Genomic DNA, 14,051 nt, shown 5'->3' on the forward strand with positions numbered 1-14,051 from the left:
GATTGTCCAATCCTGTCGGGCGTGCGCTTCAATCTCCCCACCGCCGCCAAGCGTAGAGTGACAACAAGGCCAACAGCACGCACGACGCCAGTATATAGGCGCTCGTTCCAGCCCAGCCGGCCGCATCGTAGATCGCCGTGCCGGCTATGCTGCCGACCGCCCCGCCGATGAACATCATCACGATGTAGATCGTCGTCAGGCGCGTGCGCAGGTCCGGCTCCAGCGCGAGGAACGTCATGCGGCTGGCCACGTCGATGGCCGGGCCGACGAGATTGGTAAGGACGATGGGGATGAGAAGCAGCCAGAGATTGCCGCCCAGCGGCCAGAGCAGGGCGATCCCGGCGGTCTGGATACAGGCGAAATAGAAACGCGCGCGGCGAGCCCCGATACGGTCGGCGATTCGCCCCAGGCGCGGGGTGGAAAAGACGCTGACCGCAGCAACGCCCGCGAGATAGCCGACCACATCCGTTCCGTAACCCATCTCCGGTTCGGTCAGGTAGAGCGCGAGCGCCAGCCACAAGGCAATGAACTGGCCGAAACCGAGCGCCTGTATGCTGCCCGACACCACGATTTCGCGGTGGCTGTGCAGCAGGGGGAAGACCGAACGGATCAGCTCGGCGTAGCTGGCGTTGCCGGACCGGATTGACCGCTCCGCCTTTTCCATGATCCGGGACAGGGCGAGGGTGACCGCCACCATCAGCGCGCTCGCGATGTAATAGACCGTCCGCCAACCGAAATATTCGGCCACCACGCCGGCCCCGACCCGGGCAACGAGAATACCGAAAATCACGCCGGCGGTCAGGATCGCCGTGACGTGGCCCAGCCGCTCCGGCGCGACGCGGCGCGAGGCGTAGGCGGGCAGCAGGTAGGGCGCGATGGTGAAGAAGCCGAGCACTGTCGAGCCTGCGGTGAACAGCGGCAGGCCCGGCGCAAAGGTCATGACCGCGAGGCCTGCGCACTGGCCGACGGTGAAGGCGATGGTCAGCTTGCGATTGGAGTAGCGATCGCCGAGCGGGAGCAACAGCAATATCCCGATCGCCAGCGCTAGCTGGTTGAGCGCAGGGACGATGCCGATGGCCGCGTGGCTGACGCCGAAACCATCCGCCACATCGCCGATGATCGGGTGGATGTAATAGGCATTGGCCGTGACGACCGCAGCGGCGACCGCCAGCGCGAATTCCTGCGCGTTGCTCAGGTAGCGGGGGGAAGAGGGGCCGGCGGCATCGGCCACCGGTTTGCGCTCAGTCACCGGTACTGGGTTCGCCGGGCTCGGTGCCCATGGGCACCTTCTCCTTGAACGTGTGGGTGATGTAGGGGAACGGGATTTCGATGCCCGCATCGTCCAGCGCCCGCTTGATCGCGCGCACGACCTTGTCGGTCGATTCCCACATGTCGCGCGGTTTCGAACCCGAGTGCCAGCGTACCAGGAAGTCGACCGAGCTGGAATTGAACGTCGTCGCGAACACATCGATGCCCTTGCCCTTGTCGACATTCTCAACGCTTTCGACCGCCTTGCGGATGACATCGGCCGCATGGTCGAGATCTGTGTCATAGGACACGCCGGCCACCACCTCGTGGCGACGCATCGTTTCGTCGGTCAGGATTTCGACGGCGTTCTTGAAGATCATCGAGTTGGGGACGATGGTCAGTTCGCCGGAAAGTTTCCGCACGTGGGTCTCGCGCAAGGTAATGTGCTCGACCTTCCCCTTGATCCCTTCGCATTCGATGATGTCGCCGATGCGCATCTTCTCGCGCAGCATGATCAGCACGCCGGCGAGGAAGTTTTCGAAGATATCCTGGAAAGCAAAGCCGATCGCGACCGCGCCGATGCCGAGGCCGGCGATCAGGCTGGCAGGTGTGAGCCCGGGCAGGACGATCATCAGCGCAATCATCAGCCCCACAAGCCAGATGGCCAGCTTGACCATCGTATCGACCAGGTTCTTCAGGCTGGGGCGCAGCTTCGTCTTGCCGGTCAGCAGGTCGGCGATGCGCACCGCGAACTTCGCCGCGATCCAGGTAATGACCAGGATGACGATCGCGATGGCCAGCGATGGCAATGCCTCCAGGAAGCCGCGGAACATGTCCTGCACCTGGTCCGTGATTGTGCCGATGTAATTCATTGTGCCCCCACACTGTTATCGTTGGGGAGGCGGCTTGCAGATGCAAACGGCCCCGCGCACGGTGTTACGCACCAGGGGCCGTTTTTATCCCGCAGCGCGGAAAACCGTCATTCCGCCGGTTCGGCCTGCACCGTCTTTGCCTCTTCGACGGACAGGACGCCGCGCTTGATCTGGTCGCGCTCCATGCTTTCGAACAGCGCCTTGAAATTGCCTTCGCCGAAGCCGTCGTCACCCTTGCGCTGGATGAATTCGAAAAACACCGGGCCGACCTGCGCTTCCGCAAAGATCTGCAGCAACAGGCGCGGCTGGCCGCCTTCGGTAGTCCCGTCCAGCAGGATGCCGCGCGCCTTGAGGTCGCCGACCGGCTCGCCGTGGCCCGGCAGGCGCTCGTCCAGCATCTCGTAATAGGTTTCCGGAGGCGCGGTCATGAACGGCACGCCGAAGTCTTTCAGCCGGTCCCAAGCGGTGACGAGGTCGTCGCAGATGAGGGCGATGTGCTGAATGCCTTCGCCGTTGAATTCGCGCAGGAATTCCTCGATCTGGCCCTTGCTGCCTTCACCTTCCTCGTTGAGCGGGATGCGGATCTTGCCGTCCGGTGCCGTCAAGGCCTTTGAAGTGAGGCCTGTGTATTCCCCCTTGATGTCGAAGAAGCGGATTTCGCGGAAATTGAAGAGCGTCTCGTAATAGTCCGCCCAGTATTTCATCCGGCCGCCATAGACGTTGTGCGTCAGGTGATCGATCACCTTGAAGCCCGCGCCCTCGGGATGCTTCTCGACGCCGGGGAGATATTCGAAATCGATGTCGTAGATGGACAGGCCCTGGCCGTTCTCGTCCGGATATCGGTCGACGAGGTACAGGATCGCGCCGCCGATCCCGCGGATGGCGGGCAAGCGCAATTCCATCGGGCCGGTCTCGACCGTCACCGGCTCCGCACCCTGTTCGATCAGGTGGTCGTAGGCCTTCTTCGCATTGCGGACGCGGAAGGCCATGCCGCAAGCGCTCGGCCCGTGTTCGCGGGCAAAGTACCACGCTGCGCTCTTGGGCTCGTAATTCGCAATCAGGTTGATGCCGCCCTGGCGCCACAAATCGACGTCCTTGGAACGGTGGCTGGCGACGTGGGTAAAGCCCATGGCCTTGAAGACGGGTTCAAGCACGCCCTTTTCCGGCGCGCAGAATTCCACGAATTCGAATCCGTCGAGTCCGGCGGGATTTTCGAAAAGGTCGGCCATGGGAAATCTCCGTGTCGTGGATCGATGAGTTGGTTGCAGATGTAACCAATTCGGCGGAAAAATGCAATGGTGCGCTGCACAAAGGCGCGTTGCGACGTTTTTATGACTCACAATATCGCAATAACGCTTGATCCGGCGAATCAGCTATGATTCAAGGGCGTTGCAGTGAACATCAAACGCGCATCGAAACCCCGTCGGGACAAGCGGATCGGCAGCGGCCTTGCGCTGGCCTATCTGCTTGTGCTGGGCGGGCTTGCGCTGGCGGGTCCCTCGGGCCTGCTCGCCTGGAACGAGAACGGTGCGCTGCTGGAAAAGCGGCAGGCGGAAATCGAGGAGCTGACCGCCACGCGTGACGAACTGGCCAACCGTGTTGCCCTGCTCGACCCCCGCAAAGCGGATCCCGATCTCACCAGCGAATTGTTGCGCCGCAATCTCAACGTGGTCCATCCCGACGAGATCGTGGTCGAACTCGACCAGTAACCCACTGCAGCATATGCATTCGAATGTGCGGCCAGACCGGCGTTGCCCTTGCGGCGATGATCGGCCATAGCGCGCATCCGTATTCATGCCGTGCGACGTTACGGCATCGCAACAATTTGGTGGAAAGGATCGCGGCTTGGCAAAGGCTCCGGCGAAATCGAGCAAGCAGGCGAAGGGCAAGGGCGCTCCCGCCGCACAATCCCGTGACGACAATTTCTCGCTGAGCGACCTGCAGGACGCATTCGAGAAGGCCAAGCGCTACGACGCTAGCGAGGACGAGCTCCTCAAGTTCTACGAACAGATGCTGCTGATCCGCCGGTTCGAGGAACGCGCCGGCCAGCTTTACGGCCTCGGCCTGATCGGCGGCTTCTGCCATCTCTACATCGGCCAGGAAGCGGTCGCCATCGGCCTGCAGTCCGCGCTCGACAGCGACAGGGACAGCGTCATCACCGGCTACCGCGATCACGGCCACATGCTGGCCTACGGCATTGATCCCAATGTCATCATGGCGGAGCTGACCGGGCGACAGGCCGGCATTTCGAAGGGCAAGGGCGGGTCGATGCACATGTTCTCGACCGAGCATAAGTTCTACGGCGGCCACGGCATCGTCGGGGCGCAGGTTTCGCTCGGCGGGGGGCTCGCGTTCGCGCACAAGTACAACGAGGATGGCGGCCTGTGCCTCGCCTATTTCGGCGACGGTGCAGCGAACCAGGGGCAAGTGTACGAGACGTTCAATATGGCCGCGCTGTGGAACCTGCCGATCGTGTTCGTGATCGAGAACAACCAGTACGCGATGGGCACGGCGGTCAGCCGCTCCAGCGCGGAAACCGAATTCTACCGCCGCGGCGCCGCCTTCCGAATTCCCGGCATGGACGTGAACGGGATGGACGTGCTCGAAGTGCGCGCCGCTGCCGAGGTGGCTTTCAAGTACGTGCGCGAAGGCAACGGGCCGGTGCTGATGGAGCTCAACACCTATCGCTATCGCGGCCACTCCATGTCCGACCCGGCGAAGTACCGCACGCGCGAGGAAGTGCAGGACCAGCGCGCCCACCACGATCCGATCGAAGGGCTGAAGAAAGTGCTGCTGGAGAAAGGCAAGTCCGAAGACGAGCTGAAGGAAATCGACAAGGCGATCCGGGCCCGCGTGTCCGAGGCGGCCGATTTCGCCGAAAGCTCGCCGGAACCGGAAGCGGCCGAACTCTACACCGATGTGCTGGTGGAGGAGTATTGAGCCATGGCTGTCGAACTTAAAATGCCCGCACTGTCGCCGACGATGGAAGAAGGCACGCTCGCCAAGTGGCTGGTCAAGGAAGGCGACACGATCGCTCCGGGCGACATCATCGCGGAGATCGAAACCGACAAGGCGACGATGGAATTCGAAGCCATCGATGACGGGGTGATCGAGAAACTGCTGGTGGAAGAGGGGACCGAAGGCGTGGCCGTCGGCACAGTGATCGCCCAGCTGGCGGGCGAGGGTGAGGAGGCTTCCCCACCCTCTCCGGCACCCGCAGCTTCCGACGAAGTCGTCGACGTGCCGGGCGAAGGCAAGGACGTCGGCCGCGACGAGAGCGAGGCAGAGTTGACCAGGCCTGCCGCGAAGGAGCGCCCGTCCGATCCCGACATCCCCGCCGGCACCAACATGGCCCGCGTCACCGTGCGCGAGGCGCTGCGCGATGCGATGGCCGAGGAAATGCGCCGGGACGAGCGTGTGTTCGTGATGGGCGAGGAAGTCGCCCAATACCAGGGCGCCTACAAGGTCACGCAGGGTCTGCTCGACGAATTCGGGCCGAAGCGGGTGATCGATACGCCGATCACCGAATACGGCTTTGCCGGCATCGGCACCGGCGCGGCGATGGGCGGCCTGCGCCCGATCGTGGAGTTCATGACCTTCAACTTCGCCATGCAGGCGATCGACCACATCATCAACTCGGCCGCCAAGACCAATTACATGTCCGGTGGCCAGATGCGCTGCCCGGTCGTATTCCGCGGCCCCAACGGTGCGGCGAGCCGGGTGGGCGCGCAGCACAGCCAGAACTACGGCCCGTGGTACGCCAGCGTGCCCGGACTGATCGTGATCGCGCCTTACGATTCATCGGATGCCAAGGGCCTGCTCAAGGCCGCGATCCGGTGCGAGGATCCGGTCGTCTTCCTCGAAAACGAACTGGTCTATGGCCGCACGTTCGAAATGCCGGAGCTCGACGATCATGTCCTGCCGATCGGCAAGGCTCGCATCGTGCGCGAGGGCGGCGATGTCACCATCGTCAGCTATTCCATCGGCGTGGGCCTTGCGCTGGAAGCGGCGGAGAAGCTGGCTGAAGAGGGTATCGATGCCGAAGTGATCGACCTGCGCACGCTGCGCCCGCTCGACACGCAGACGATCCTCGAAAGCTTGGCCAAGACCAACCGGCTGGTCGTCGCCGAAGAAGGCTGGCCGACCTGCTCGATTGCGTCGGAAGTGCAGGCCGTGTGCATGGAGCAGGGCTTCGACCACCTCGATGCGCCCGTGCTGCGGGTCACGAACGAGGACGTGCCGCTGCCTTACGCTGCCAATCTCGAAGCTATGGCGCTGATCGACAGCGACCGGATCGTGAAGGCTGCCAAGAAGGTTTGCTACGCCGAATAGGCCGGCCGGCAGGCTCAGGTCGCCGCGAAAGCGTCGTACTTGCTGCAGACCTGGAGCGCGTCCGGGCTGGACGGATCCTGCTGGTAGATTTGCGTCAGGTCGCGGTCTGCCCGCACGGTGAAGGCGGAATAGGCCGAAATCTCCGCGTTCTGCACGAACATGTCGGAAAACAGCGGCTGGTATTCGTAGACTACCTCGACGAACATCACGGCATCGTCCGGCTGGGCGACGACCTTGTTGCCCTTGGGGCCCATGCCCTGGAACGAACCCCCGGTGTCGCCTTCCTTGCCATAGCTTGAGGCATGGACCTTCTTGCCCTTGCACCGCTGCCAGTGAAGCCATTGCTTGCCGGTGTCGGGCTTCGTCTCGAGGCTTGAGAGGATGACGCGGCCGTGTTCGTACAGGTCGACATCCGCACCGGCCTGCAAATGCGCACCCAGCAGCAGGTCATTGATGTCGGCCTCGTAGATCTTGCGGTCTTCCAGTGTCGACACGTCGCCGATGCGCGACGCGTTGTCGGCGATGTGGATGGCCACCTGGTTGATCCGCATGTGCATGATCGTGAGGAAGGTGGATTCGATCGCGAACAGCGAAAAGCCCAGCAGGAACGGCGTGACGAGCGCCATTTCGGTGAGGGCGATGCCGCTCGTATCGTCGCGCAGGGCGCGCAGCATCTGCCGCAGTGACAAGGTCACGGGCAATTCCCGACCGGCGGCGCACCGGACAGCGTGTTGTCATAAGGCTGGTTGCGCAGCACTGTGGCGGAGCTGAGCTCGTAGGTGTTGCTGACCCCGGCAAACCCCGCCAGCGGGAACATCCGCTTGTAGCTCATCGTGGCGGTGTAGAGCACGGCATCGCGCGCACCGCCCTGGCCATCGATGCCGCGGTCCGTATCGTAGATGCCGTTGGTGTTTGCGTCCTCGAACGGTTCCCCGTTGTTGCATGTGCCGTCGCCGTTGACGTCGGTGTAGTCCTCCGCCCGCTTGATGTCGGTGAAGCTGGAATAGGCGCGGCGGGTGAACGTCACGGTTGCGCCCGGTACGATGTCCTGCACCGCATCGCGGACCTGCTTGTCGATTGAGCCGGTGGTCGCCGCCTCGATCGTGCTGTTGCGTCCGGCTTCGTTCATCACCCCGCGCAGCACCGCGCCGGCATACATGTTGAAGCCGACGTCGAAGATGCCGATCAGCACCAGCGCAAGCACGGGCAGCACCAGCGCGAATTCGACGATGGTCGCACCCGTTTCATCGCGGGCGATCGCTGTCAGAAAGCGCCGCATCAGCTGCTGACCCTGAGGTCGCCCATCGCGCGGGAAATGGCCTTGAACGCCTCGTTGAGCTCTGCGGAGTCGTCGGCTTCGAAGTAATAGCCCGAACCCGCGCACTCGATCATCGCGTCATTGGCGTAGGTGCCGAAGGCGATGATCCACACGGTGGTGTTGTTCTTCTTGATCTCCTGGCAGGCGAACTTGAAGCGCGCCTCTACGGTTTCGGCCAGCGACAGGGGGCTGCTTTCGTCCCAGCGCCTCTCATCCAGCGGCTCAACTCCGTACGCTCCGTAAGCAAGGTCATACGGTTCCGTCTGTCCATCGGTGAGGAAGATGAGGTGACGGGATGTAGGCTTATTGCCGGACACATCCTTGTTATCGTCCGCAAACAATCCATTCTGCGATAGCAGACGGCCGCCCCAGATCATTCCGATATCATGGTATGTGGCACCAAAGGGCGACAGCGAAGCCAGATACGTGTTCAACGCCGAACCGTCCATTTCGGCCAGCCGCTGCGCACGTGCGGGACATGCCGACATCCACCACGTTCCGGTCTTTGCAAAATCGTCCGTAGAATCGACAGGCGCGACAGACCAGCTTCCCGAGCCATTGTTTTTGATCTTCCGGGAGTAAATTGTGCTCGCGAAATGGGGCTTCCACTGCGTTTCAGGTTTGTTTTTCACAGGCAGACTGTTGATGTCGAGGTCTCGAGCCTGAGACAGGTCGACATTGTCGAAGTCCGCGATCTGCACTGTCGCGCGTTCTTCGATGCAACCCGGCATCGTATCCAGCCAGCTTGAGACATCCCGCGACACGGCTTCGTAGCGGAACTGGTCGTTGTCCTTGTACTCGGGTTTGGTCACTTTGGTGTAGGTTTGCACGAAGTTGTCGTCGGTTTGCCGAGACACGACGCAGGTGTCGCCGCTGCGCTCAGTCTTGTAGCGCGACCCATTGTGATGGCGGCGCATATATTCTTCCGTGCGGGTCCCATCGGGATCGGACACGGTCGTAACATTCTCACCCTCTTTGGTGTCGGTCACATCCACCGCGTATGCAGGCTCGGAGCCTTCGCATTTGTAACTTCCCGATGTGCTCGAACCAGTCCCGTCGACTACCCCTGGTTCGGTCGATGTGCCGGCATACCAGGTGGCCGGATAGCTGTCGATCTGGACCCAATCGCTGCGCGATCCCGATACGTAGGTCCAATTTGTATTGAAGGTGCTATACTTGACCGACTGGACTACGCCGATTTTGTATCGGGACTGGTAATCCCAGTCATCGGCAACCCAGTCGTCTTTTAGAAGATGGCCGACGTTCACGTTCGTCGCGTATGGGACGAAGCCATAGCGCACGCGCGTGTCAGGCGCCTTCGCCAATTCCAGGTTGGAATGGAAATTCTTGATCACCTCGCGCATGGAATCGATGCGGCTGAGCGTGTCCCCGGAATTGGTATGGCGCATCGATCCTGTCACATCGAGCACCATCATGATGTCGAGATTCGTGAAGTTCATCCGCGATGCGCAATCGACTGCGATGTCGATGTTGTTGTAACCGAAAACGCCCATGACCGCCGTCGGCAGCTTGACGGAAGCCGATCCGCTGATCGCGTAATCGTTTTCCAGCGTCATGTTGAACATGCGCTGCTTCGTGCCGTAGCGTCCGTTCTCGAAGTTCAGGTTGAAGAACTTGTTGCCGACCACCCGTACTTCACCGATCACCGCCTGCGTCGGCGGCAGGTTGGAGCCGAGCTTCTTGCGCGCAGCCAGCACGCCCGCGTCGCAGGCCTGTTGCAGGCGGCTCTTGGTCACATAGGCGCGGCCCATGTCGATGCCGCTGCCGACCATGCCGATCAACGGGAGGATCGCTGCAGCCACGATCGGTAGCACATTGCCTCGTACATCGCGCGCAAGGCGCGGCAGCAGGGAAAAAGGGCGTTTGGCTTGCATAAACGGCTCCATGGCAAGCCTGCCTTACCGGCGGGGAGTGAGGAGACGGTTACCGCGCAGGGTTAATTTGTTCACGATTGGCCGTGGTCCCCGGGGCTTGACCGTTTTGTCGTGACGCGCGAGGGGCGCCGGGTGAATTTTCCCGCCGATCTCCTGCCCCACCAGACGCTGGCACTCGCCTATGCGAAGGCGGATTTGCGCGGGGAGTTCGAGACGGCCCTATTGCTCGAAAACCGGCTCGGCGCGGTACTGCGCGGGGCGAGCGAGCCGATGATCGCGCAGTTGAAGCTGGCCTGGTGGCGCGACAGGTTCGCGCAATCGCCAGAGCAATGGCCGAAGGGGGAGCCCCTGCTTGCGCGCCTGTCCGGCTGGGAGGGCACGGAGCGGCTGGTGGCGCTCGTCGATGGTTACGAGGCGCTGCTGGGCGATGCGCTGGGCCCGGCTGCGGCGCGCAGTTTTGCGAGTGGGCGTGGCCTGTTGTGGGCTGTGACAGCGCAGGCAGCGGGGCTGGAGAAGGCTGCCGGAGAGGCGGCGCGGGCCGGCGCACTGGTCGCTTACGCCGATCTCGCGGCGAACGTGGCGAGCGAAGAGGAGCGCGCGGTTGTCGTCGCCACGGCGGAAGAGGTCCGACCGCCCCGCAACCTGCCGCGCGGGTTGCGCCCGCTGCAGGTGCTGGCGGGCCTTGCCGATCGCGCACTCGCGCGCGGCGGCGTCGATCCGGCCAGCGGCCCAGGAGCGTACCTGCGCGCGATCAGGGTTGGCTTGCTCGGCCGCTAGTCTATCATCGCGGCGATAAAGGGGAGCGCGCGATGAACAGGTTGCTTTTGGGCGGGATCTTGAGCCTGCTGATGGTCGGGGTCGGCCTCGTCTGGTGGCAGGGCAGGGCGCAGGTCGAGCAGGAAGCGCCGCCGCCGCCCGAGCCTGTCGAGACGCCCGAACCCGATGTCCTGCCCAGCGCCGACGTCACGGATATGAAAGGTCCGACACCGCCCGAAGCTACAGAACTCTCGCGCGAGCAGCGCCGCTTCTTCCGCTACGATCGCAATCGCGACTTGCGGATCACCCGCAACGAGATGCTGTCCACCCGCACCAACGCATTCCGCAAGCTCGACAAGGACGGCAACAATTTGCTGACCTTCGAGGAGTGGGCGGTCACCACGGCGGACAAGTTCGACGGGGCAGACGCCAACCGCGATGGCGAGCTGACCCAGGGCGAGTTCGCAACCACTGCGCCCAAGCGTCGGGCGCGGCCGGCCTGTCGCTGCTAGGAATCAGGCAGGCACTGTTGACGTTTCCGCCAGCCACGCGCCGAAATCGGCCTTGGCGCGATCCGTGTAGGCTTCCTTGCGCTGTTTCTTCTTCACGTCGAGCAGGGGCGGGAACAGGCCGAAATTGACGTTCATCGGCTGGTAGGTGTCGGCCTCCGCGTCGCCGGTTATGTGCGAAAGCAGCGCCCCCATCGCGCTGGTGCGGGGCGGGCCCTGCCAGTCCTCGCCTGCCAGTTCGGCCGCCGCCATCATCCCGGCGAGCAGTCCGACCGCGCTCGATTCCACATAGCCTTCGCAGCCCGTCACCTGTCCGGCGAAGCGAATGTGCGGCGCGCTTTTCAGGCGCAGCTGGCGGTCGAGCAGTTCGGGCGAATTGAGGAAGGTGTTGCGGTGCAGCCCGCCCAGCCGCGCGAACTCGGCGTTCTCCAGGCCGGGGATCGTGCGGAACAGCTCCACCTGCGCGCCGTATTTCAGCTTGGTCTGGAAACCGACCATGTTCCACAGGGTGCCAAGCTTGTTGTCCTGCCGCAGCTGCACCACAGCATAGGGCCAGCGACCCTGCGGATGCTCCTTGGTCGTGTCGTACGGATTGTCTAGGCCAACGCCCTTCATCGGCCCGTAGCGCAGCGTTTCGACGCCTCTCGCGGCCATCACCTCGATCGGCATGCAGCCTTCGAAATAGGGCGTGTCCTTTTCCCATTCGCGGAATTCGGTCTTCTCGCCATCGACCAGGCCTCGCACGAAAGCCTCGTACTGCTCCTTCGTCATCGGGCAGTTGATGTAGTCGCCGTCTTCGTTGCTGGCGTCGGTACGATTGTTCCAGCGGCTCTGGATCCAGCACTTCGACATGTCGATGCTGTCGCGGTGGACGATGGGGGCGATGGCATCGAAAAAGGCAAGGCGGTCGCTGCCGGTCGCGCCGACGATGCTTTCCGCCAGCGCCTGCGCGGTGAGCGGCCCGGTGGCGACGATGGTAGGGCCGCTGTCGGGCAATGCGTCCACCCGTTCGCGCACCACGGTGACATTGGGGTGCTGCGACAGGCGCTTCTCGACTTCGGCGGAGAAGACGTCGCGGTCCACCGCCATGGCGCTGCCCGCGGGGACGCGGGCGATCTCGCCGGCCGCCATGACGATGGAATCGCACCGCCGCATCTCGTGGTGGAGCAGGCCCACCGCGTTCTTCGCATCGTCGTCGCTGCGGAAGCTGTTGGAGCATACGAGCTCGGCCAGCCCGTCGCCCTGGTGCGCGGCGGTGGTGTCGCCGCCCCCGCGCATTTCGGACAGGCGCACCTTGAAGCCGCGCTGCGCCAGCTGCCATGCCGCTTCGCTGCCGGCCAGGCCGCCGCCGATGATGTGGATGTCGTGGTTCATGGCGCGGGCCCTTAGCAAAACGGTTGCCCGATGGCACCCGAAAGCGCGATAGGGCGGGAATGCTGCAGCGGATCGACATCGACGGGGAAGGCGTGATCGGCGCGCCGGTGCTGCGCGCGCCGGGCGCAGATGGCCACAAGCACGACCGCGGCCATGTGGCGGTACTGAGCGGCCCGGTGTTTGCGACCGGCGCCGCGCGGCTGTCGGCCATGGCGGCGCTGACTACCGGGGCGGGGCTGGTGACGGTCTACGGTCGGCGCGAGGCGCTGCACGAGCACGCGGCTCACCTCACCGCGGTAATGCTGGCGGAAGAGGCAACATTGCTGGCGGGCGAGGGGCGCCGGGTCGATGCGGTCGTCATCGGGCCCGGCCACGGTGGCGGAGAGCATACGCGCGAGCTTGTCCTCGCCCTGCTGCGCCGCGCGTGCCCCATCGTGCTCGACGCCGACGCGCTGACCGCCTTCGAGCACCAGCCGGACATGTTGTTCGACCATTGCCATGACCTCGCCGTGCTGACCCCGCACGCGGGCGAATTTGCGCGGTTGTTCGGCGAAGGCGGCGATGCGGCCATGGCAGCGCAGCGTTGCGGGGGCACCGTGCTGCTCAAAGGGCCCGTCACGCACATCGCGGCGCCGGATGGGCGAGCGGCGCGAAACACCCATGCCTCCCCGTGGCTGGCGACTGCCGGATCGGGCGATGTGCTGGCGGGCATGATTGCCGCGTTTCTCGGTCAGGGCGCCGACCCGTTCGAGGCCGCCTGCACTGCGGCATGGCTGCATGGCGACGTGGGTCGGCGCGGCGGGGCCGGGCTGACGGCCGAGCGGATGATCGGGCTCATCCCTGCGGCGCTTGCCGCGCGCGTGGCTGAGGACTGAGCGGGCAACGGGCTTGCGGTTCGCGGTCGCGCGGTGCAACCGGCTTTCATGCCCAAACGCGCCCTCATTCAAGCCCGTCCGTACCTGCTCTTCAGCCTCGTCGCGGCGATCCTTTACTGGATCTACGCCGACGAGAACGTGGGCGGCCTTTACCTGACCCTGCTCAAGGGCGTGCCGCTGGCGCTGTTGGCGGTTTATGCGCTGGTTCGCCACCATTCGACCGATGCGAAGATGCTGGCGGGAGTGATGGCGCTGGGCTCTCTCGGCGACATGGGGGTGGAAATCGACTGGTTCTGGGGCGGGGCTGCCTTCTTCCTCGGCCACGCTGTCGCCATCGGCCTGTACCTGAGGCACCGGCGGCCGGCGCTTGCCAGCAGCCAGAAAGTGCTCGTTGTCGCACTGCTGCTGGTGACACCCGTCGTCTCGTGGCTGCTCAGCGGCAGTCTCGACGTCGGCTTCTACGGCCTGGCGCTGGGCGGCATGGCTGCCGCTGCGTGGGCGAGCTCGTTTACCCGATACCGTGTCGGCATCGGCGCGGTGCTGTTCGTGATTTCCGACCTGCTGATCTTCGCCCGCATGGGCGAGCGGATCGATCCGTGGCTGCCCAACCTGCTTATATGGCCGACCTACTACCTCGGCCAGTTCCTCATCTGCACCGGTGTGATCCAGGCGCTGCGGCGGGGCGACCTGGAACAGCGACGGGGGCCTTTCGCGAAACACCATTGAATCGGGCGACAGGAAAAATATAGTCTGATAACAATGCGTAACCGCTGGTTTTACGCGCGCAGAACCATTCGGCCTGTCACCTTCCGGAATCCAATATGCCGGCACAATCCAACAATGCGAAAGAGCGGCACGGAGTTTACCGCGCC

At 63.7% G+C, this 14,051-nt stretch carries 14 protein-coding genes; 7 read left to right on the forward strand and 7 right to left on the reverse strand.

All coding sequences use genetic code 11. The features are described 5' to 3' along the window. Positions 1-28: 28 nt before the first annotated feature. The 3 genes from QQW98_RS11170 to hppD form a co-directional block, all read right to left on the reverse strand. Positions 29-1,249 (reverse strand): MFS transporter, encoded by a 1,221-nt coding sequence (locus QQW98_RS11170; RefSeq protein ID WP_290135015.1) that lies wholly within the window; start codon positions 1,247-1,249, stop codon positions 29-31. After that, positions 1,242-2,120 carry a mechanosensitive ion channel family protein gene (locus QQW98_RS11175; protein WP_290135016.1) on the reverse strand — a complete coding sequence of 293 codons (879 nt, stop codon included), beginning with the start codon at positions 2,118-2,120 and terminating at the stop codon, positions 1,242-1,244. The genes QQW98_RS11170 and QQW98_RS11175 overlap by 8 nt, the downstream gene beginning before the upstream one ends. A 107-nt stretch (positions 2,121-2,227) precedes the next feature. Then, positions 2,228-3,349, reverse strand: coding sequence for a 4-hydroxyphenylpyruvate dioxygenase (gene hppD, locus QQW98_RS11180; RefSeq protein WP_290135017.1), 1,122 nt, complete (start codon positions 3,347-3,349; stop codon positions 2,228-2,230). A gap of 165 nt (positions 3,350-3,514) precedes the next feature. On the opposite strand from hppD, the gene QQW98_RS11185 reads away from it, so the two are divergent. The 3 genes from QQW98_RS11185 to QQW98_RS11195 all read left to right on the forward strand — a co-directional run bounded on the left by QQW98_RS11185 (position 3,515) and on the right by QQW98_RS11195 (position 6,452). Next, positions 3,515-3,829 (forward strand): FtsB family cell division protein, encoded by a 315-nt coding sequence (locus QQW98_RS11185; protein WP_290135018.1) that lies wholly within the window; start codon positions 3,515-3,517, stop codon positions 3,827-3,829. 136 nt (positions 3,830-3,965) lie between these two features. Further along, a complete protein-coding gene (gene pdhA / locus QQW98_RS11190) occupies positions 3,966-5,060 on the forward strand; it encodes a pyruvate dehydrogenase (acetyl-transferring) E1 component subunit alpha (protein ID WP_290135019.1) in 1,095 nt (364 codons plus the stop codon). 3 nt (positions 5,061-5,063) lie between these two features. Next, positions 5,064-6,452, forward strand: coding sequence for a pyruvate dehydrogenase complex E1 component subunit beta (locus QQW98_RS11195; RefSeq protein WP_290135020.1), 1,389 nt, complete (start codon positions 5,064-5,066; stop codon positions 6,450-6,452). 14 nt (positions 6,453-6,466) lie between these two features. Here the strand turns inward: QQW98_RS11195 and QQW98_RS11200 are convergent, their stop codons facing one another. Genes QQW98_RS11200 through QQW98_RS11210 form a run of 3 tightly spaced genes read right to left on the reverse strand, consistent with a single transcriptional unit; the run spans position 6,467 to position 9,665 of the window. Beyond that, positions 6,467-7,147 carry a TadE/TadG family type IV pilus assembly protein gene (locus QQW98_RS11200; RefSeq protein WP_290135021.1) on the reverse strand — a complete coding sequence of 227 codons (681 nt, stop codon included), beginning with the start codon at positions 7,145-7,147 and terminating at the stop codon, positions 6,467-6,469. Further along, the gene (locus tag QQW98_RS11205) at positions 7,144-7,731 is read right to left on the reverse strand and encodes a TadE/TadG family type IV pilus assembly protein (RefSeq protein WP_290135022.1); all 588 of its coding nucleotides are present in this window, start codon (positions 7,729-7,731) and stop codon (positions 7,144-7,146) included. The genes QQW98_RS11200 and QQW98_RS11205 overlap by 4 nt, the downstream gene beginning before the upstream one ends. After that, positions 7,731-9,665, reverse strand: a complete 1,935-nt coding sequence (locus tag QQW98_RS11210) for a TadE/TadG family type IV pilus assembly protein (protein WP_290135023.1) — start codon at positions 9,663-9,665, stop codon at positions 7,731-7,733. Before QQW98_RS11210 ends, QQW98_RS11205 begins: the two co-directional genes overlap by 1 nt. Before the next feature lie 132 nt (positions 9,666-9,797). On the opposite strand from QQW98_RS11210, the gene QQW98_RS11215 reads away from it, so the two are divergent. Both QQW98_RS11215 and QQW98_RS11220 read left to right on the forward strand, forming a co-directional pair. Then, complete coding sequence (locus tag QQW98_RS11215; RefSeq protein ID WP_290135024.1) at positions 9,798-10,442, forward strand: hypothetical protein; 645 nt, start codon at positions 9,798-9,800, stop codon at positions 10,440-10,442. A gap of 32 nt (positions 10,443-10,474) precedes the next feature. Further along, positions 10,475-10,933 carry an EF-hand domain-containing protein gene (locus QQW98_RS11220; RefSeq protein WP_290135025.1) on the forward strand — a complete coding sequence of 153 codons (459 nt, stop codon included), beginning with the start codon at positions 10,475-10,477 and terminating at the stop codon, positions 10,931-10,933. A gap of 3 nt (positions 10,934-10,936) precedes the next feature. Here QQW98_RS11220 and trmFO read toward each other — a convergent pair whose 3' ends face one another. Further along, positions 10,937-12,304, reverse strand: a complete 1,368-nt coding sequence (gene trmFO / locus QQW98_RS11225; protein WP_290135026.1) for a methylenetetrahydrofolate--tRNA-(uracil(54)-C(5))-methyltransferase (FADH(2)-oxidizing) TrmFO — start codon at positions 12,302-12,304, stop codon at positions 10,937-10,939. A 59-nt stretch (positions 12,305-12,363) separates the two neighbouring features. Here trmFO and QQW98_RS11230 point away from each other — a divergent pair, with 59 nt between their 5' ends. Together QQW98_RS11230 and QQW98_RS11235 are read left to right on the forward strand one after the other, a co-directional pair. Then, the gene (locus tag QQW98_RS11230) at positions 12,364-13,179 is read left to right on the forward strand and encodes an NAD(P)H-hydrate dehydratase (RefSeq protein WP_290135027.1); all 816 of its coding nucleotides are present in this window, start codon (positions 12,364-12,366) and stop codon (positions 13,177-13,179) included. Between the two features lie 48 nt (positions 13,180-13,227). After that, a complete protein-coding gene (locus tag QQW98_RS11235) occupies positions 13,228-13,905 on the forward strand; it encodes a lysoplasmalogenase family protein (protein WP_290135028.1) in 678 nt (225 codons plus the stop codon). Positions 13,906-14,051: the final 146 nt, after the last annotated feature.

The sequence above is a fragment of the Alteriqipengyuania flavescens genome (assembly GCF_030406725.1).
GTDB classification, from domain to species: domain Bacteria; phylum Pseudomonadota; class Alphaproteobacteria; order Sphingomonadales; family Sphingomonadaceae; genus Alteriqipengyuania_B; species Alteriqipengyuania_B flavescens.

Coding starts and splice junctions, on each gene's coding strand:
- trmFO (WP_290135026.1), bottom strand. CDS start 12,304: ATGAACCACGACATCCACATCATCGGCGGCGGCCTGGCCGGCAGCGAA.
- QQW98_RS11220 (WP_290135025.1), top strand. CDS start 10,475: ATGAACAGGTTGCTTTTGGGCGGGATCTTGAGCCTGCTGATGGTCGGG.
- QQW98_RS11235 (WP_290135028.1), top strand. CDS start 13,228: ATGCCCAAACGCGCCCTCATTCAAGCCCGTCCGTACCTGCTCTTCAGC.
- QQW98_RS11175 (WP_290135016.1), bottom strand. CDS start 2,120: ATGAATTACATCGGCACAATCACGGACCAGGTGCAGGACATGTTCCGC.
- QQW98_RS11230 (WP_290135027.1), top strand. CDS start 12,364: ATGCTGCAGCGGATCGACATCGACGGGGAAGGCGTGATCGGCGCGCCG.
- QQW98_RS11195 (WP_290135020.1), top strand. CDS start 5,064: ATGGCTGTCGAACTTAAAATGCCCGCACTGTCGCCGACGATGGAAGAA.
- hppD (WP_290135017.1), bottom strand. CDS start 3,349: ATGGCCGACCTTTTCGAAAATCCCGCCGGACTCGACGGATTCGAATTC.
- QQW98_RS11210 (WP_290135023.1), bottom strand. CDS start 9,665: ATGCAAGCCAAACGCCCTTTTTCCCTGCTGCCGCGCCTTGCGCGCGAT.
- QQW98_RS11205 (WP_290135022.1), bottom strand. CDS start 7,731: ATGCGGCGCTTTCTGACAGCGATCGCCCGCGATGAAACGGGTGCGACC.